Raw genomic sequence first — 17,269 nt, forward strand, 5'->3', positions numbered from 1 at the left:
TCCCATGTCGATCTCTCCGGGTCCAACGGCTCGCGGACGCCGGGGATTCCGATCGGGCAAAGCTCGTGTTCGCCGGATATCGTGTTAGGCGTGAACGAACGCCCCGGATCCTGGCTCCCCCGCCTGCAGGAGGCCGGTGAACGGCTGGCCGAGGAGTGGGTGTCGGCCCGCCGCCCACCCAAGGACAAGCTCCCGCAGCCCGCCGAGCTGCGCGCGTCCGACGCCGACCGCGAGCGCATCGCCCAGGTGCTGCAGGACGCGCACGCCGACGGGCGGATCACGCTGGAGGAGCTGGAGGAGCGGCTCGGCGTCCTCTACTCGGCCCGCACGCTCGGCGAGCTGGCCAAGCTGACCGAGGACCTGCTGCCCGCCGACGAGCAGCCGCTCAACCTCGACGGCAGGCCGGTCTCCGCGTTCTTCCGCCAGCAGCAGCGGGGCGGGCGCTGGGTGGTGCCGGCGGAGCTGGACGTCACCGCCATGTTCGGCACCACCAAGCTCGACTTCCGCGACGCGATCCTGCAGAACAGCCGCGTCGTCATCAACGCCACCCTGGTCTTCGGCGGGCTGGAGATCCAGGTGCCGGAAGGGCTCGAGGTCATCCGGGTCACCAAGGACAAGACCGCACGGCTCACCAAGGGGCCCGAGGAGCCGGGCGCGCCCGTCGTCGAGGTGCGCACCACCAACTTCGTGGGTGACGTCTCGGTCAAGCAGCCCAAGCGCAGGCGCCGCCGCTGATCAGCCCGCGGTGTCGAAGTTGATCGCGCTGTAGGCGCGCAGCTTCCACAGCTGGTGCTCGCTCTCGATCTTGCGGATCGTGCCGGAACGCCCGCGCATCACCAGCGACTGGGTCATCGCCACGCCGCCGCGGTAGCGTACGCCGTCCATCAGCTCGCCCTGGGTGATGCCCGACGCCGCGAAGAACACGTCGTCGGACTTGACCAGGTCGTTCGTGGTCAGCACCTGGCCGAGGTCGAGCCCGGCGTCCAGCGCCTTGCGGCGCTCCGCCTCGTCGCGCGGCCACAGCTTGCCCTGGATGACGCCGCCCAGGCACTTGAGCGCGCACGCGGCCACGATGCCCTCCGGCGTGCCGCCGATGCCCAGCATCAGGTCGATGGCGGAGCCGCCGCGGGCCGCCATGATCGCGCCCGCCACGTCGCCGTCGGTGATGAACTTGATCCGCGCCCCGGTCTCCCTGATCTCCTTGACGAGCTGCTCGTGCCGGGGCCGGTCGAGCACCACCACGGTGACGTCGGCGGGCGAGCAGTGCTTGGCCCTGGCCACCGCCCTGATGTTGTCGCCCACCGGCCGTTCGATGTCGACCACGTCGGCCGCCTCCGGGCCGGTCACCAGCTTCTCCATGTAGAACACGGCCGACGGGTCGTACATCGAGCCGCGCTCGCTCACCGCGATCACCGAGACCGCGTCCGGCATGCCCAGGGCGGTCAGCCGGGTGCCGTCGATCGGGTCGACGGCCACGTCGCACTCTGGACCGCTGCCGTCACCCACCTGTTCGCCGTTGAACAGCATCGGGGCATGATCCTTCTCGCCCTCGCCGATGACCACCACACCGTTCATCGACACCGTGTTGATCAACTGGCGCATGGCGTTCACCGCGGCGCCGTCGGCGCCGTTCTTGTCACCCCTGCCCACCCAGCGGGCCGCGGCCATCGCCGCCGCCTCTGTAACGCGGACGAGCTCCAGAGCGAGGTTACGATCGGGGGCATGCTCGCCCGTGGCCAACGGCTCGGGCACCGAGGTCTGATCCGACATGATGTGTGAGGCCTCCTCGTGACGACTATCCCGATGGTAGTTGTCCCTGTATCCCCGGTCAGCGGAGGATAATGTGCCAACCATGAGCAGCGAAGCGCAACCGCCTGTGACAGGCCGCACATCCGAGCGTGGTGCGGCCACGCGCTCCGCGCTGCTGCGCGCCGCCAGAGACGTCTTCGTCTCCAAGGGCTTCGCCGAGGCGGGCGTGACCGACGTGGTGGCCAAGGCCGAGGCCAGCGTCGGCAGCCTCTACCACCACTTCGCCGGCAAGGCCGACCTCTACCTCACGCTGTTCGAGGAGTTCCAGACCCGGCAGGCGCAGCGCACCAAGCAGGCCGCGCGCGCCGCCCGCGAGGCCGGCGAGACCGACCCGATGCGGGTCTTCGTCAGCGCCGCCCGCGCCTATCTCGACGGCTGCCTGGCCGAGCGCGAGCTGGCCGCGCTGTTCCTGCGCGGCGACGGGCCGCCCGGCTTCGAGGTCGTCATGCGCGACCGGCTCCGCACGTGGGCCCGCCGCAACGCCGCGCTCTTCGACGACGACGAGAACGCGCTGGTGGTGGTCCTGACCGGCGCGCTGGCCGGCGCCGTCAGCGAGATCGTCCAGTCGGGCGACAGGAAGCTGGCAGAGAACGTCCTGGAGATCATCGGCCGGCTCCGACCCGCCGGGTCCGCGACCGGCCCCGCCCGCGGGTAACCTCGCTAACTGTGCGACGGTTCACCGAAGGTCTCCACGGCTACGTCGTGGCCGTGCTCGTCTGCCTGGCGGCGGTCGGGCTGTTCCTGCTGGTCACACCGAGAGGCCAGGCGGAGCACATCCCCAAGCGCGACTACTCCATCACGGTCGCCAACTTCTCCCGTACGGTCCCGTACACGGTGTGGGAGCCCGCCTCGGATCCCGCGGGGTGGATCTCCAACAGCAACCGGATCGCCGAGGGCGAGAACGGCGCCCAGGTCCTCCACATCGGCTACGCCACGGCCGCGCGCGAGCACGCGATGTTCATCCAGAGCGACGAGAAGCCCGCGGCGGAGTTCGCCAACCGCATGGCCAACTCCGACAAGGCCGTCGGCACCCAGCAGGTCGGCGGCGAGACGTGGGAGCGGCGCTTCCGCGAGGACAAGAAACAGCGCTCCCTGATCCGCGTGCTGCCCGACGTGACGCTGGTCGTGACCGGCACCGCCGACTGGCCGGAGCTCGGCCAGCTCGCGTCCGCGCTGCGAGAACGTCCCAAATCGGCCACCTGACCCGCCCCGGACGCTGCTAGCATCAGCGTCCGCGTGGAAGGACGCGCCTTGACGGGTGCCGGTTCTGCTGTCAACCACGTGCGAAGGCCCCCGCCCGAGGCGGGGGCCTTCCCTTTGGCGCGGCATTAGGGTGGGGAGCGTGGCTGACGAGAAGACGCCCTCGTACGAGCAGGCGCGCGAGGAGCTGACCGACGTGGTGCGCCGCCTGGAGGCCGGCGGGCTCACGCTGGAGCAGTCGATCGAGCTCTGGGAGCGCGGCGAGAAGCTGGCCGCCGTCTGCGAGGAGTGGCTGCAGGGCGCCCGGGTCAAGCTGGCCGCCGCCATGGCCCGCCGGGCCGAGCCGGGCACCCAGGACGACACCCCCTTCTGAACGCGGGCCCCGTCGGGGATGACCGGCCCGCCGCACTCCCCTTCCCGGCCCGCGGTCAGCTGAGCCGGGCGCGCAGGATGACCCGCCCAGCCGAGCCGGTCTGACAGGGCTGGCCCGCTCCCCGCACCTTCCAGACCGGCCCGCGGTCAGCTGAGCCGGTCTGACGGGGGTGGTTCGCTCCCCGCACCCTTCTTTGTTCGGCCTGTGGTCAGCTGAGCCGGTTGAGGGTGATGACGGGGATGACGCGGGTGGTCTTGGTCTCGTAGTCGGCGAAGCCGGGCGCCTTCTCCACCATGCGGGCGTAGAGCCGGTCGCGCTCCGGGCGGTCCACGACGGAGGCCTCGGCCTGGAACTCCTCGGTGCCGATCTCGACCTTCACCTCGGGGTTGGCGCGGAGGTTGTGGAACCACGCCGGGTTGTCGTCGGCCCCGGCCTTGGAGGCGATCACGACGAGCCGGCCGCCGTCCTCCAGGTACATCACCGGGCTGGTCACCTGCCTGCCCGACCTGGCACCCGTGGTGGTCAGCAGGAGCAGGTCGGCGCCCTCGAAGTAGCCGCCCACCTTTCCGCCGTTCGCCCGGAACTCCTCGATGACCTGCTGGTTGAAGTCGCTCATGGTTCCTCCTGTCAAGCGGAGAGCTCTCCGTATTGTGTCAACCGCGGAGCCTAACCGGAGATTCCTCCGGTTGCAACGCGCGTATGCTCGGATCCGTGTGCGGACGTCGCCAGCTGCCGGTGGTGGGGCAGCCCCAGCCGGAGCGCGCCGACGCGGCGCGCAACCGGCAGAAGATCATCGATGTCGCGGCCCGCATGATCGAGAGCCGGGGCGCCGACCAGCTCTCCCTGGACGAGGTCGCCAAAGAGGCCTGCGTCGGCGTCGGCACGGTCTACCGGCGCTTCGGCGACCGGGCCGGGCTGGTGTGGGCGCTCATCGACGAGCGGGAGCGCCGCTTCCAGGAGGCGTTCATGAGCGGCCCGCCGCCGCTGGGGCCGGGAGCGGCGCCGGCCGAGCGGGTCGGGGCCTTCCTCGCCGGTCTCGTGGACCGCGTCGTGTCGCAGCTCGATCTGTTTCTGCTGGTGGAGTTGGGCTCACCCAAGTCCAGGTTCGGCGGGCCCTATCGGGTCCACCATACCCACCTGGCCACGCTGCTGGCCGAGGCCAGGCCCGACGCCGACCCGCACTTCCTGGCCGACGCCCTGCTGGCCCCGCTCAACGCCCACCTGATCTCCTACCAGCGCGACGAGCGCGGCCTGACGGTCGAGGAGATCAAGGCGGGGGTCGCCTCCATCGCCGCAGCGGTCACGGCTCGGCCCGCACCGTGAGGCGGTCGTCGGGCAGCCGTACGGTGAGCTCGTCGCCCGGCGCGACCTCCCCGGCCCGGCGCACGACCTCGCCCGTCGGGCGCTGCACGATCGCATAGCCGCGCTCCAGCGTGGCCGCCGGCGACAGCGCCACCAGACGGGCACGCACGTGGCCGAGGTCGTCTCCGGCCCGGTCCAGCGAGCCCGACAGCGCGCGCCTGGCGCGATCGCGCAGCGCGTCGGCCTGCTCGGCGTGCCGCTCCAGCTCGCGCACCGGGTCGGCGAGCGAGGGACGCGAGCGCACGGCCGCCAGCCAGGACATCTCCCGGTCGAGCCAGCCGCTCACCACCCTGCGGCCGCGGTCGCGCAGCTGGCGCACCAGCGAGAGCTGCTCGCCCACGTCGGGGACGACCTTCTTGGCGGCGTCGGTGGGGGTGGAGGCGCGTACGTCGGCCACCAGGTCGAGCAGCGGGCTGTCCTGCTCGTGGCCGATCGCGCTGACGACCGGGGTGCGGCACGCGGCCACCGCGCGCACCAGCGTCTCGTCGGAGAACGGCAGCAGGTCCTCCAGCGACCCGCCGCCCCTGGCGATGACGATCACGTCTACGCCGGAGTCGGCGTCGAGCCGGCCCAGCGCCTCGGTCACCTCGCCCACCGCGTACGGGCCCTGGACCGCGACCTCCTCCACCTTGAACCGCACGGCGGGCCAGCGGCGCCGCGCGTTCTCCAGCACGTCGCGCTCGGCCGCCGAGTCCCGGCCGCAGATCAGCCCGACCGTGCCGGGCAGGAAGGGCAGCCGCCGCTTGCGCTCCGCGCCGAACAGCCCCTCGGCCGCCAGCAACTGGCGCAGCCGCTCCAGGCGGGCCAGCAGCTCGCCCACGCCGACCGGGCGGATCTCCAGCGCGGTGAAGGCGAACGAGCCGCGGTTGACCCAGAAGTCCGGCTTGACGTGGACCACGACCCTGGCGCCGTCGGCGGGCCTGGGCATGGCGGCCTCGTACACCCCTCGCGGGGCCGTGACCCGGGCGGACACGTTGGCCACCGGGTCGCGCAGCGTCAGGAAGACCGTGCCGCCGCGCGCGCTCAGATCGGTGATCTGACCCTCGACCCAGACCGTGCCCAGCTTGCCGATCCAGCCGCCCACCATCTGCAGGACCGTGCGGACCGGCAACGGCGCCTCGGGCGTGGTCTTGGACGTCATTCGCCCGCGCGCAGCTTGGCCAGGCGGTTCTCGTACATGCGGATCACCTCGGGCCGACCCGAGGTGGCCTGCTCGTACGCGAGGTACTCGGCGATCTGCTCGCCGGTCTTGCCGCGCATGCGGGCGCGCAGCGACGCCACCGACAGCGAGGCGAAGCCGGGCAGCGGCTCGGTCAGCTCGCCCGCGCCCAGGGCCGGCTCGTGCTCGGCGACGGCGGCGGGGACGGTCTCGGCGGCCTCGGCCAGCTTCGCGGTCTCCGGCGCCTTGGCGGGCGCGGCCTTGGCCTTCTTGGCCTTCGGCTTCTCCTCGGCCTGCTCGGGCTCCGGCTCGGTGACGGTCACCGGCTGGGCGACGGCCGGCTCATGGGCGAGCGTCGGCTCGGAAGCGGGCTCCGGCGCGGCGGCGGGCTTGTCCTCCGGCTTGGGCCGCGCCTCGGTCTTCGCCTCGGTCTTGGCTTCGGGCTTGGTCTCGGTCTTGAGCTTGGCCTCGGGCTCGGGCTTCGGCTTGGTCTCCGGCTCGGGCTTGGTCTCGGCCTCCGGCTTGGTGTCCGTCTTGGCGGCCGGGCTGAAGATGACAGGGTCCGGCTTGGTCTTGGCAGTGCCGTTGGGCTCGGCCGCCTCCGGCCTGGGGGCGAAGATGACCGGCTCCTTGCGGGCCGGCTTCGCCTCCTCCTCGGCGGCGGCCGGCTTCTCGGCCGTCGCGGGACGGGATTCGAGGTCGTCCTTCTTCTCCTCGTCCTTGCCGCCCCTGAGCGAGTTCTTCACCCGGTCGACCAGCATGAGCGTCTGACCGGCGGCGCTGAGCGTGGTCTGGACGACGAAGAGCGGCAGCTCGCGGGCCTTCTCCTTGAGCCTGTCCTTGTCGGTTACGGTCTTGGCGATGTTGCGTATCACGTCGCTGAGGGACATGTACGTCTCCCTGGGAGGTCAGTGTGGAACGGCCAGTCTGGCAAAACGCGGGCACACGCGCACGCGCGGGCCGGTCGGCCGCTCCACGTAGCATATGGACTATGGAGCTCCACACCCCTACTTCCCGCCGCGTGCTCGTGGCCAGGCCGCGCGGTTACTGCGCCGGAGTCGATCGTGCCGTCGTGGCGGTCGAGAAGGCGCTGGAGCAGTACGGCGCGCCCATCTACGTGCGTAAGCAGATCGTCCACAACACCCACGTGGTCAAGACGCTCGAAGCCAAGGGCGCGATCTTCGTCGAGGAGACCGAGGAAGTGCCCGAGGGGGAGATCGTGGTGTTCTCCGCCCACGGCGTCTCTCCCGCCGTGCACGCCGAGGCCGAGCAGCGCGCGTTGCGCACCATCGACGCCACCTGCCCGCTGGTCACGAAGGTCCACAACGAAGCCAAGAGATTCGCCGGTCAGGACTATGACATCCTGCTCATCGGTCACGAAGGGCACGAGGAGGTCGAGGGCACCAGCGGCGAGGCGCCCGACCACATCAAGCTCGTCGACGGCCTCGACGCGGTCGACCAGGTCGAGGTGCGCGACCCCGGCAAGCTGGTGTGGCTGTCGCAGACCACGCTGTCGGTCGACGAGACCAACGAGACCGTCGCCCGGCTCAAGCAGCGCTTCCCGGCCCTGATCGACCCGCCCAGCGACGACATCTGCTACGCCACCCAGAACCGGCAGGTCGCGGTCAAGGAGATCGCCGCGGAGTCCGAGCTGGTGATCGTGGTCGGCTCCGACAACTCCTCCAACTCCAAGCGCCTGGTCGAGGTGGCCAAGGAACACGGCGCCGCGGCCGCCTACCTCGTCGACAACGCCACGTTCATCCATGACGAGTGGCTCGACGGCGTCACCACGGTCGGCGTCACCAGTGGGGCGTCGGTGCCCGAGGAGCTGGTGGAGGAGGTGCTGGCGCGGCTGGCGGGCCACGGCTTCGACGACGTGACCGAGGTCGAGTCGGTGCAGGAGAAGGTGCGCTTCGCGCTGCCCCACGAGCTGCGCAAGGATCTGCGCGTCTCCTAGTCCTCGCCCCTGGGCGTGCCGTAGACCCGGGGCTCGAAGTAACCTTCGGGCTCCGGCACGTACGGCTGCGGCTGGCGCGGGCGCGGCACCTCCGCGCCCGCCCGGAGCTCGTCGCGGAGCTCCCGCACGTTGTCGCGCAGCCCGCGCGCCCACGCCACGCCGAGCACGATCGCCGAGCCGGCGAACAGCCAGGGCGCGCCGCGCGACAGCGAGCCGTAGAGGCCGAGCGCGAGCGACTGCAGGATGCCCACGGAGACGAGCGCCCGTCCCAGCTCGACGAAGAGGGTCGCGACGAAGAACACCAGCGGCGGCGTCACCACCAGCGACAGCAGCTCGCGCGGGTTGACCAGCACCACGCCGAGCACGCACGCGGCCACGAACGCCAGGCCGACCAGCAGCTGCATGTCGAGCAGGGCGGCCAGCACGTAACCGCCGAGCGTGGAGACGAGCGTGAGCGCGATGGCGCCGCGGGCGGTCAGCCTGACGGCGGAACGCTTGCCTGTGCCGGTCACCGGCCCCACCCCCCTTATTGCGACCCGTTGGCCAACTTACCGTTCGTGTGTGTGATGAGAGACGTGGTTTCGAGCAGTTCGGGGGATGCCAGGGGTCGCGGCACGCCCTCGACCATCTCGGGGGAGTCGAGCTCGCCGTCGACGACGCCCAGATCGTGCAGTTTGCGTGCCGTGACCAGGACCCGGCTCTCCAGCGACCCGACGGTCTTGTTGTACATCTCCACGGTACGGGCCAGCGACCTGCCGAGCGACTCCACGTTCCGGCCCATCGAGGACAGTCTTTCGTACAGCTCCTTGCCCAGCTCGAACACCGCGCGCGCGTTCTCGCTCAGCGCGGCCTGCTGCCAGGCGTAGTGAGCGGTGCGGAGCATCGTGATCAGCGTGGTCGGGGTGGCGATGTGCACCCGGCGGGCCATCGCGTAATCCAGCAGGGCGGGGTCGCGCTCCAGCGCGGGCGCCAGGAACGCCTCGCCGGGGATGAACAGCACCACGAACTCCGGCGTGGGAGCGAACGCCTGCCAGTAGGACTTGGCGGCCAGCCGGTCGACGTGCTCGCGCACGTGCCGGGCGTGCGCGTCGAGCCGGACCGTGGCCAGCGACTCGTCGCCCGCCTCCGCGGCCTCCAGGTAGGCGGCCAGCGACACCTTGGCGTCTACCACGATGTTCTTGCCGCCTGCCAGCCGGACCACCATGTCGGGACGTACCGGGCCCTCGGCGACCTGCTCGTCGAAGTCGCAGTGGCGCTGCATGCCGGCGATCTCGGCGACCCGGCGCAGCTGCATCTCGCCCCATCGGCCGCGCGCCTCCGGTCGCTGCAGCGCCCGCACCAGCGCCATGGTCTGGGAGCGGAGCTGCTCGTGGCTGTGGCGGACGAACTCCATCTCCTTGGCCAGCTCCGCCCGGGCCGCGCGCTGGCCGGACTCGGTGTCGCGCAACTGCGTCTCGACCCGCGCCAGCGCGTCGCGCAGCGGCTCGACCAGATGCTCGACGGCCTGCCTGCGCTGCTCCAGATCGCCCGCCGCCTCCGCCCTGGTGGCGGCGAGACGGGTCTCGGCCAGCTCCAGGAAGCGCACGTTGTTGACGTCGAGCGCGCGGGTGGACAGGGCCTGGAAGCGCTCGGCGAGCTGCTCCTCGACGTAGACGAGCTTCTCGCCGGCGGACTTGGCGCGCGCGTCGGCCTCGGCCACCCGCACCGCCGCCCTCGTCCTGGCCACGAGGAACCCGACGGCGGCGCCGATGAGCAGGCCGAGGAGAAGCGAGACGACATCCATCTGATCGATGATTGCAGCCCGTCCCGTCCGCATCGGCCCCCGACACGCCTGGCCGCCTTCGGGGAGCAAGTAAACTCGCTGGGCGTGAGCCTCTCCATCGGCATCGTCGGCCTGCCCAACGTCGGTAAGTCCACGCTGTTCAACGCGCTGACCAAGACCGGCAACGCCCTCGCCGCCAACTACCCGTTCGCCACCATCGAGCCCAACGTGGGCATCGTGGGCGTGCCGGACGAGCGCCTGCCCAAGCTGGCCGAGATCTTCGGCTCCGCCCGCATCCTGCCCGCCAAGGTGGAGTTCGTCGACATCGCGGGCCTGGTCAAGGGCGCGTCGGAGGGGCAGGGGAGGGGCAACCAGTTCCTCGCCAACATCCGCGACACCGACGCCATCTGCCAGGTGATCCGGGTCTTCGACGACCCCGACGTCACCCACGTCGACGGCGACATCTCCCCCAAGCGCGACATCGAGACGATCAACACCGAGTTGATCATGGCCGACCTGCAGACGGTCGAGAAGGCCATCCCGCGCCTGGAGAAGGAGTCTCGCCACAACAAGGACAAGAAGCCCGCGCTGGAGGCGGCCCAGGCCGCGCTCGCCGTCCTGGAGACCGGCAAGACCATCTTCGAGAGCGGGCTCGGCGGCCCCGACCTGCGCGAGCTCCACCTGCTGACGGCCAAGCCGTTCCTCTACGTGTTCAACGTCGACTCCGACGAGCTGGTCGACGACGCGCTGAAGGCCCAGATGTCGGCCCTGGTCGCGCCCGCCGAGGCGGTGTTCCTCGACGCCAAGCTGGAGTCCGAGCTGGCCGAGCTCGACGAGGAGGAGGCCATGGAGCTGCTGGAGTCCGTCGGCCAGCACGAGTCCGGGCTGAGCAAGCTCGCCCGGGTCGGCTTCGAGACCCTCGGCCTGCAGACCTACCTGACGGCCGGGCCCAAGGAGTCGCGCGCCTGGACCATCCCCAAGGGCGCCACCGCGCCGGAGGCGGCCGGGGTCATCCACACCGACTTCCAGCGCGGCTTCATCAAGGCCGAGGTGGTCTCGTTCGACGACCTCGTGGAGGTCGGCTCGATCGCGGCCGCCCGCGCGGCCGGCAAGGCCCGCGTCGAAGGCAAGGACTACGTCATGCAGGACGGCGACGTGGTGGAGTTCCGCTTCAACGTATAGCCGGTCTCCGAAAACCGGTTGTACGGGTCGATAGCGTCATTTCATGCCTGATCCGCACTACGCCGAGCCTCGGCTCGCCCGGATCTACGACGCGCTCGACGCCGACCGGAGCGATCTCGTCGCGTACGCCGCGATGGTGACGGAGTTCGGCGCGCGGCGGGTGCTCGACGTGGGCTGCGGCACCGGCGTGTTCGCCTGCCTGCTCGCGGCGCGCGGCGTCGAGGTGGTCGGCGTGGACCCCGCCGAGGCGTCGCTGGCGGTCGCCCGCGCCAAGCCGGGCGCCGGCCGGGTGCGCTGGATCCTCGGCGACGCCACCGTGCTGCCGCCGCTGCCGCCGATCCGGGCCGACCTCGCCACCATGACGGGCAACGTGGCCCAGGTCTTCCTCACCGACGACGACTGGCTCGCCACCCTGCGCGGCGTGCGCGCGGCGCTGCGGCCGGGCGGCGTGCTCGCCTTCGAGACCCGCGACCCCGCCCGCCGCGCCTGGGAGGAGTGGAACCCGGCCCGCACGCACGCCGTCACCGAGATCCCGGAGGTGGGCCCGGTCGAGTCGTGGAGCGACGTCCTGGACGTCTCGGGTCCGCTGGTGACCTTCCGCCAGACGTACGTGTTCGCGGCCGACGGCGCGGTGCTCACCTCGGACTCGACGCTGCGCTTCCGGGAGAGGGAGGAGGTCGGGCGCTCGCTGCGGGAGGCCGGCTTCCGCGTCGAGGACGTCAGGGACGCTCCGGATCGGCCGGGTCGCGAGTTCGTGTTCGTGGCCCGTGCCGCTGATGTGTGATCTGTCACAATTACCCGGAAGCTAAACATCTGATTGCGGGATCTCTTCCGCGTCAACCACTTGGGCCTCCCGCGCGTCGAACGGTCACGGCGGCCACGCTGACTCGGGAGGGCCTATGCTCCGTCGCATCATCAGGAACCGGCGTCCGGCGCCCAGACTCACCGGCATCAGCCTGGAGGAGGAGCTCGCGCTCCTGCGGGTCGAGCTGATGTACGGCCTGCGCGTCGACCGCGACGACTACCTCCGCATGAAGGCGGGCGAGCGAGAAGAGGTGGTGGCCCGGCTGCGCGGCCGCGACGCCGCCACGAGCGTGCTGGCGGAGCTGCGCGGCTCGCTGGAGCGCGCCGTTCACCCGGCCGGGCTCCGCGACCATCGCCCCGGCGAACCGGCCTGACGCCCCCCGCGGCCGGGCAGTCCGGGGGTGGGAGCCCCGGCGTCCCGCGTCGCCTCACAGCCGGATCTCCGCCGGCCGTGCCCCGATGGCAGACCGAGCGGGTATCGGAGCCTGAGAAAATCGCAGGTCAAAGCCATTGCTCCGCCATGAGGACAGGTATTCGTGGCGGTCGGGTTATGCGTTCTTAGGTCTCTGGCCTGGTCGAATGCCCTTTCGGCAGGGAACACACACAAATCGGCGCGCCGGGTGCGTCCTATGCGGACTCGGTTTGCCCCTGGACGGCGATGCTTGCAGCATGGGCGTGGCTTTCCTGGAACAATGGCGGAGACCGGATAAGGTGACTGCTTCACCGCGGATGATGGGGATCGGCAACGGACGACACCGCGCCAGCCGGGGCGATTGGCGCGAGCGGAGGCGTGATGGCTCGTAGGTCAACCGTCCAGCACGGTCCTCGGACCACTGGCGGGCCCGAGCTTTCAGCACACCCCGACACCGGATACGACGCGCCGCCGCCGCGCAGGCCGCGGCGCGGCGGTTGGTCGGGTGGCGGCGGGCGGTGGCTCGTCTGGACGGGCCGCATAGTCCTGTGGGCGCTTATCGTAGTAATCGTGGTAAATGGGATCCGTGCCCCATTCGAGCGGTTTACCGGGCAAAACGCCGCCGCTCCGAATGAGTCTGCGCAAGTGGGCAGCGGTTTTCCCGACGACCAGGCCATGGCGTTCGCCGCCCAGTTCGCCGGCGTCTACCTGAATTTCAGCCCGGAAGACGCCGTGAGCAGGTCCAGCAAGCTGGCCGCCTTCGTCGCCGAGGGCATGGACCAGCAACTCGGCTGGGACGGCAACGGCAAGCTGGGCGCCGTCGCCATCCAGCCGTACGACATCGAGGTCGCCGACGACGCCAACGCCGTCGTCACGGTGGCCTTCCAGTCCGGCCCGCGCAGGCTCCACCTGTCGGTGCCGGTCTACTACTCGGGTGGCGACGACGGCCGGCGGTTCGTCGTCTCGGGCTGGCCCGCGATCCTGCCCGCGCCCGCCCCCGCCCAGCTGCCCCAGGTGGCCGGGCCGGAGACCGACGACGCGGCGACCGCCGAGCTCAAGCCGCAGTTGGAGGGCTTCTTCCGCAACTACGCCTCTGGCAACACCGCCGAACTTCAGCGTTACGTCACCGCCGGCACGAGCCTGCCGAGCTTCGCCGGCGCCTTCAGCTTCGCCGAGCTCAAAAGCGTCGTGGTGCCTGTGGGGGGTGCCACAAGAGAGATCGAGGCGGTCGTGGTCTGGGTCGTGCCCGGCAGCGCGCCCGCGTCCACCGACCCCGACGTCACCGCCGAACCCGGCGTGACGGACGGCCGCCTCCAGCAGGCATACCGCCTCACAGTCGAGAAACAGGGCGACAAATGGTACGTCGACGACATCCGTGGCGCCGGTCGTGTCGTCGGATAACAGCGTCCTGCTGATCGGCACCCCCCGGGAGGACAAGAAGTGATCGTGAAAACCCTATTGCTCAACCTGATCGAGATGACGCCGACACCCGCACCCACCGGCGTCAACACAGAAGGGCTCGCCGCGTTCCTGCGCGCGTTCTTCGCCCCGCTCTTCCTCGTCGTCGTGTCCGTGGTCGCGCTGTTCTTCCTCTTCACGCGCGAGATCACGCGGTTCGTGCAGTTCCTCATCCTGGCCGTGGCCATCGGAGTGATCTTCTACGTACCCAACATCATCGAGGTGACGGCCAAGGCGATCGCGGGTGCCCTCGGCATCCAGTAAGGGTTGAGACCACTCTCCTGTGGTCATGAACGAGCGGGTGGAGAGGAGGACCGCGTGGACCTGCCCACGTACACGAACATCTGGCGTATCGAGAAGCGGCTCTACAAGCTGTACGACCTACGGCTGCCCATGCCGCTCCCGATCGTCTGGATCGGCGTGTTCGTCGGCGTCTTCGTCCCGTGGTCGCTCCTGCTCTGGGTCATCGGCGTGCCGGTGGCGATGCCCTGGCACGTGCTCTTCCTGGTGCCGCCGGGCATCGTGACATGGCTGTCCACCCGGCCGGTCATCGAGGGCAAGCGGCTCACCGAGCTGCTGGAGTCCCAGCTGCGCTACCTGGGCGAGCCGAAGGCGTGGTACCGCCTGGCCTCCCTGTCGGAGCCCGACACCGTCACCTTCTCGGCCCGCGTCTGGCGCGCCTACCCCGTACGGGTCAAGGCCGCTCGCAAGTCCCGCAAGCCCGCGCGCAAGCGCGCGCCGGCGACGGGTCCGCGGCAGGTCCGGCCCGCGGTGGCCGCCGCCGCTGCCGCCGCGGCCCAGGCCCCCGTGGCGGCCGCCCAGCTCACGGTCACGGTCGCGGAGTCGGCCCGGCTCCCCGCCACCGCGGTGGAGCCCGCCCGCACGGGCTGGGGCTCCCGGACCCGGCCCGGCGCTCCGCCCGCCCTCCCGTCCCAGGAGCCCGCGGCTCCGCCCGCCGACGATTCCGCTCCCGTACGTGAGCGGGCCCACTCGGGTGAACCTGCCGCTTCCCGCATGCCGGTACGGGAGCTTCGGCTGGTTCGCGACACCGAGACGCCGGAGCGCGAGGCCGGAGAAGTGGAGCGTCAGCCGGTTTCCGGGGGCGGGACCGTACCGGCGGTTCCGCCGTCCGACGTGCCGCCCGCGGCTTCGCCAGAGGAGGACTCTCGCGCGGACACCGGCGGACGCAGGTCGCGCCAGGAGACCGGGGCCAAGCCGATCGACACCGAAGCGCTGCGGCGGCTCCGCAAGCTGGCCGCCAGCGCCGACGGGCCCCCGGCCGGCGCCGCGCGCCCCGCGCCCGAGCAGGGCCGGGAGGACGAGGCCGCCAGGAGCCAGCACCGCAAGGGGCAGCCGCCGAAGCTCAACCCCGCCCTGCTCGCCGAAGCACAGCGGAGCTGGGCGCCGCTGACCCCCGACTCCCGGCCGGTCACGTTGTCCCGGCCTCTGCGCGGCTCCGACCAGGTGTTCCCCACCAGACGAGACGAGACCCCGAAGACAGCCGACACCTCCTCCGACCGGCCGTCCCCTCGTGAAGACAGCGCCCCCTCCGGGGAAGGCGCCGGTACGCCGGGTGGGCGAGTCTCCCAGCCGGTCGTACGGGAGTTCCCGCCCGAGGAGGTTGCCTCGTCGGACCTGCGGGATGGCGCGCCAGGTGCGGAGTCCCCGTCCGGGGAGGCCTCGTCAGTCGGGCGCGGTGGTGTTCCGGGTGCGGAGGGCCTGTCCGAGCGAGCCGGTGCGTCGGACGTGCGGGACAGCGCGCCGGGTGCGGAGGCACTGTCCGGGGAGCATGGCAGGACGGATGCTGAGGGCTCCCACGAGATCGGGGAGGGCGAGGGTGCGGAGAGCGCTCCCGGGCCTGCCGAGCACGAGGGGGACGGCGCGACGGCGCGGTCCGAGCGTGCGCGCGAAGAGACCGGGGCCGTCGAAGAGCAGGACTTGTCCGTAAGCCAGGAGGGTGCGGGCGAGATACGCCTCGTGGTGGACACGTCGGTGCGGCGCCGCGGGCTTCGAGCGGTGTCCACCGACCCCGAGCCTGCCGATCGCCCAGAGGCTCAGGCCGCCGGCGAGCATCCCGTCCCTGACCCGGAGACGCGGTCCGAAGCAGGGCAGGACACGGACACCGCTCGCGGGCAAAAGACGTACGCCGACGACGCGCAGCGCGGGACGCGTGCTGGGAGCGGACAGGAGGCAGCTCCCGGGACGCGGGCTGGCGATCGGCGGGATGCACGCGCGGGGACGGGTGTTGGCGACTCGGGGGACGCGGAGCGCGGGACGCGCGGTGGGGATGGGCGGGAGGCACATCTCGGGACGCGGGCTGGTGACCGGCGGGATGCACGCGCGGGGGCGGGTGCGCCCGATTCGCGGGACGCGGAGCGCGGGACACGCGGTGAGGATGCGCGGGAGGGACGCCTCGGGACGCGGGCTGGTGACCGGCGGGATGCACTCGCGGGGGCGGGTGCCGAAGACTTGCGGGACGCGCCCTCCGGGATGCGTGACGGTGACTTGCGGGATGTGGAGCGCGGGGTCCGGGCTGAGGGCGGGCGGGATGTGCGTGGGACGCGCGAGGGAGACTCGCGCGACGCGGAGCGTGGGTCGCGGGCTGGCGACCGGCGGGATGCGCAGCTTGGGACCGGGGATGAGCGGGACGCGTCTTCTGGGAAGCGCGCTGATGAAGCTGAAGGTGGGCGGGAGCTGCGCGATGGTGGGGTGCGGGACGTACGGGGTGATGGGGGTAGGCGGGATGTCGAGGGTGCTGATGGGGTGATCGTGCCGGGGCCTCGGGCGGGCGAGGCCAAGGTGCGGCGGGTCGAGTCCGTCGTGGGGCGGGACTCCGGCGGGTGGCGGCGGGTCGCGCGGGTCGTGGTCGGCGGGAACGGGGTGCGCGGCGACGGGTCCGAGATCGACGAGGCGCGGGCCAGGAGCGTGTTCAGCGGCAGCCGCCGGATCGTGGTGCTCGGCTGCACGGGCGGCGCGGGTCAGAGCACCACGGCGCTGATGCTGGGTCACACGCTGGCCCACTACCGCGACGACCGCGTGGTGGCCGTCGACGCCAGCAGTGGCGCGAGCACGCTGAGCAGCAGGATCGAGCCGGAGACGCCCGAGACGCTGACGTCGCTGCTGGCCGGGCTGCCCCAGGTCGGCGGCTACCTGAGGATGCGCGGCTACACCACCCGCACCTCCTCGGGCCTGGAGGTGGTGGGCGCCGACGGCGACGCGGAGGCCGAGCAGCGGCTGGCCGACCGCAGTCTCTTCTCGGACGACCGGCTGGGCGACGCCCTGGCCCTGCTCGACCGGCACTACAAGCTGACCGTGATCGACCCGGCCGCCGCGCTGGCCGCACGCGTGCTCCCGTACGCGGACCAGCTCGTGCTCGTGGTGCCCGCCAGCGAGGAGGCGCCCGAGGCGGTCGGGATGACGTACGAGTGGCTCGACGGCCATGGCTGCGCCGACCTGAGGCGGCGCGCGGTCATGGTGGTCAACGGGGTGAGCAGGCGTTCGATGCCGGACGTCGAGCAGGCGGAGGCGGTGGCCAGCGGCAGGTGCCGGGCCATCGTCAGGGTGCCCTGGGAGGACGACCTGGCCCCCGGCGGGGTGGAGGTCGTGGATCCCGGGCGGTTGCGCACGGCCGGCAGGAGGGCGTACCTGGCGCTCGCGGGGGTCGTGGTCGCAGGCTTCGCGGCACAGAGGATCCGACCTAGCGAAGAGGAGTTGGCGAGTGACCCCCCGGGCACGAGAATCGGTGAGCGTTAAGTGAACATCCGAGCAGGTCTGGCCCGTTCATGCGCTGA

At 71.5% G+C, this 17,269-nt stretch carries 18 protein-coding genes; 12 read left to right on the plus strand and 6 right to left on the minus strand.

The window, feature by feature from the left end:
- Positions 1 to 90 precede the first annotated feature (90 nt).
- Complete coding sequence (locus tag FR742_RS01225) at positions 91 to 735, plus strand: DUF1707 domain-containing protein (RefSeq protein ID WP_187280940.1); 645 nt, start codon at positions 91 to 93, stop codon at positions 733 to 735.
- Here FR742_RS01225 and glpX read toward each other — a convergent pair whose 3' ends face one another.
- Complete coding sequence (gene glpX, locus FR742_RS01230; RefSeq protein ID WP_148029191.1) at positions 736 to 1,770, minus strand: class II fructose-bisphosphatase; 1,035 nt, start codon at positions 1,768 to 1,770, stop codon at positions 736 to 738.
- Between the two features lie 82 nt (positions 1,771 to 1,852).
- Between glpX and FR742_RS01235 the strand changes: the two genes are divergently transcribed.
- The 3 genes from FR742_RS01235 (at position 1,853) to FR742_RS01245 (ending at position 3,382) form a co-directional block, all read left to right on the plus strand.
- Positions 1,853 to 2,464: a TetR/AcrR family transcriptional regulator gene (locus FR742_RS01235; protein WP_148029192.1), complete on the plus strand. Its 612-nt coding sequence runs from the start codon at positions 1,853 to 1,855 to the stop codon at positions 2,462 to 2,464.
- A gap of 11 nt (positions 2,465 to 2,475) precedes the next feature.
- Entirely contained in the window at positions 2,476 to 3,012 is a 537-nt protein-coding gene (locus FR742_RS01240) for a DUF4245 domain-containing protein (RefSeq protein ID WP_148029193.1), read from the plus strand.
- Positions 3,013 to 3,151: 139 nt separating this feature from the next.
- Complete coding sequence (locus tag FR742_RS01245; RefSeq protein WP_148029194.1) at positions 3,152 to 3,382, plus strand: exodeoxyribonuclease VII small subunit; 231 nt, start codon at positions 3,152 to 3,154, stop codon at positions 3,380 to 3,382.
- Between the two features lie 208 nt (positions 3,383 to 3,590).
- Here the strand turns inward: FR742_RS01245 and FR742_RS01250 are convergent, their stop codons facing one another.
- Positions 3,591 to 3,998 (minus strand): nitroreductase family deazaflavin-dependent oxidoreductase, encoded by a 408-nt coding sequence (locus FR742_RS01250; protein ID WP_148029195.1) that lies wholly within the window; start codon positions 3,996 to 3,998, stop codon positions 3,591 to 3,593.
- 95 nt (positions 3,999 to 4,093) lie between these two features.
- On the opposite strand from FR742_RS01250, the gene FR742_RS01255 reads away from it, so the two are divergent.
- Positions 4,094 to 4,705, plus strand: a complete 612-nt coding sequence (locus FR742_RS01255; protein WP_219544025.1) for a TetR/AcrR family transcriptional regulator — start codon at positions 4,094 to 4,096, stop codon at positions 4,703 to 4,705.
- On the opposite strand, the gene xseA is transcribed toward FR742_RS01255, so the two are convergent.
- Complete coding sequence (xseA, locus tag FR742_RS01260; protein ID WP_148029197.1) at positions 4,683 to 5,885, minus strand: exodeoxyribonuclease VII large subunit; 1,203 nt, start codon at positions 5,883 to 5,885, stop codon at positions 4,683 to 4,685. The genes FR742_RS01255 and xseA overlap by 23 nt on opposite strands.
- Positions 5,882 to 6,793 (minus strand): hypothetical protein, encoded by a 912-nt coding sequence (locus FR742_RS44230; protein ID WP_187280941.1) that lies wholly within the window; start codon positions 6,791 to 6,793, stop codon positions 5,882 to 5,884. The genes xseA and FR742_RS44230 overlap by 4 nt, the downstream gene beginning before the upstream one ends.
- A gap of 101 nt (positions 6,794 to 6,894) precedes the next feature.
- On the opposite strand from FR742_RS44230, the gene FR742_RS01270 reads away from it, so the two are divergent.
- Positions 6,895 to 7,860, plus strand: a complete 966-nt coding sequence (locus FR742_RS01270; protein WP_148029198.1) for a 4-hydroxy-3-methylbut-2-enyl diphosphate reductase — start codon at positions 6,895 to 6,897, stop codon at positions 7,858 to 7,860.
- Here the strand turns inward: FR742_RS01270 and FR742_RS01275 are convergent.
- Together FR742_RS01275 and FR742_RS01280 are read right to left on the minus strand one after the other, a co-directional pair.
- Positions 7,857 to 8,372 carry a DUF6542 domain-containing protein gene (locus tag FR742_RS01275; RefSeq protein WP_148029199.1) on the minus strand — a complete coding sequence of 172 codons (516 nt, stop codon included), beginning with the start codon at positions 8,370 to 8,372 and terminating at the stop codon, positions 7,857 to 7,859. The two genes, FR742_RS01270 and FR742_RS01275, sit on opposite strands and share 4 nt — an antisense overlap.
- Before the next feature lie 14 nt (positions 8,373 to 8,386).
- Positions 8,387 to 9,643, minus strand: a complete 1,257-nt coding sequence (locus FR742_RS01280; protein ID WP_148029200.1) for a DNA recombination protein RmuC — start codon at positions 9,641 to 9,643, stop codon at positions 8,387 to 8,389.
- Between the two features lie 84 nt (positions 9,644 to 9,727).
- Between FR742_RS01280 and ychF the strand changes: the two genes are divergently transcribed.
- The 6 genes from ychF (at position 9,728) to FR742_RS01310 (ending at position 17,231) form a co-directional block, all read left to right on the plus strand.
- Positions 9,728 to 10,804: a redox-regulated ATPase YchF gene (gene ychF / locus FR742_RS01285; RefSeq protein WP_187280942.1), complete on the plus strand. Its 1,077-nt coding sequence runs from the start codon at positions 9,728 to 9,730 to the stop codon at positions 10,802 to 10,804.
- Positions 10,805 to 10,847: 43 nt separating this feature from the next.
- Positions 10,848 to 11,588: a bifunctional 2-polyprenyl-6-hydroxyphenol methylase/3-demethylubiquinol 3-O-methyltransferase UbiG gene (locus tag FR742_RS01290; protein ID WP_148029201.1), complete on the plus strand. Its 741-nt coding sequence runs from the start codon at positions 10,848 to 10,850 to the stop codon at positions 11,586 to 11,588.
- Positions 11,589 to 11,703: 115 nt separating this feature from the next.
- Positions 11,704 to 11,982, plus strand: a complete 279-nt coding sequence (locus FR742_RS01295; RefSeq protein WP_148029202.1) for a hypothetical protein — start codon at positions 11,704 to 11,706, stop codon at positions 11,980 to 11,982.
- Positions 11,983 to 12,665: 683 nt separating this feature from the next.
- The gene (locus FR742_RS01300; protein ID WP_261808299.1) at positions 12,666 to 13,421 is read left to right on the plus strand and encodes a conjugal transfer protein; all 756 of its coding nucleotides are present in this window, start codon (positions 12,666 to 12,668) and stop codon (positions 13,419 to 13,421) included.
- 75 nt (positions 13,422 to 13,496) lie between these two features.
- On the plus strand, positions 13,497 to 13,742 hold the full coding sequence (locus tag FR742_RS01305) for a hypothetical protein (RefSeq protein ID WP_261808835.1): 246 nt from the start codon (positions 13,497 to 13,499) through the stop codon (positions 13,740 to 13,742).
- Between the two features lie 54 nt (positions 13,743 to 13,796).
- Positions 13,797 to 17,231, plus strand: coding sequence for a TcpE family conjugal transfer membrane protein (locus FR742_RS01310; RefSeq protein WP_187280943.1), 3,435 nt, complete (start codon positions 13,797 to 13,799; stop codon positions 17,229 to 17,231).
- Positions 17,232 to 17,269: the final 38 nt, after the last annotated feature.

The organism is Nonomuraea sp. C10, assembly GCF_008017515.1.
GTDB classification, from domain to species: domain Bacteria; phylum Actinomycetota; class Actinomycetes; order Streptosporangiales; family Streptosporangiaceae; genus Nonomuraea; species Nonomuraea ferruginea.

What these genes read in the sequence shown, in the direction of transcription:
- FR742_RS01250 (WP_148029195.1), bottom strand. Translation starts at nt 3,998, where the DNA reads ATGAGCGACTTCAACCAGCAGGTCATCGAGGAGTTCCGGGCGAACGGC.
- FR742_RS01270 (WP_148029198.1), top strand. Translation starts at nt 6,895, where the DNA reads ATGGAGCTCCACACCCCTACTTCCCGCCGCGTGCTCGTGGCCAGGCCG.
- FR742_RS01295 (WP_148029202.1), top strand. Translation starts at nt 11,704, where the DNA reads ATGCTCCGTCGCATCATCAGGAACCGGCGTCCGGCGCCCAGACTCACC.
- FR742_RS01280 (WP_148029200.1), bottom strand. Translation starts at nt 9,643, where the DNA reads ATGGATGTCGTCTCGCTTCTCCTCGGCCTGCTCATCGGCGCCGCCGTC.
- FR742_RS01290 (WP_148029201.1), top strand. Translation starts at nt 10,848, where the DNA reads ATGCCTGATCCGCACTACGCCGAGCCTCGGCTCGCCCGGATCTACGAC.
- xseA (WP_148029197.1), bottom strand. Translation starts at nt 5,885, where the DNA reads ATGACGTCCAAGACCACGCCCGAGGCGCCGTTGCCGGTCCGCACGGTC.
- glpX (WP_148029191.1), bottom strand. Translation starts at nt 1,770, where the DNA reads ATGTCGGATCAGACCTCGGTGCCCGAGCCGTTGGCCACGGGCGAGCAT.
- FR742_RS01305 (WP_261808835.1), top strand. Translation starts at nt 13,497, where the DNA reads ATGACGCCGACACCCGCACCCACCGGCGTCAACACAGAAGGGCTCGCC.
- FR742_RS44230 (WP_187280941.1), bottom strand. Translation starts at nt 6,793, where the DNA reads ATGTCCCTCAGCGACGTGATACGCAACATCGCCAAGACCGTAACCGAC.
- FR742_RS01235 (WP_148029192.1), top strand. Translation starts at nt 1,853, where the DNA reads ATGAGCAGCGAAGCGCAACCGCCTGTGACAGGCCGCACATCCGAGCGT.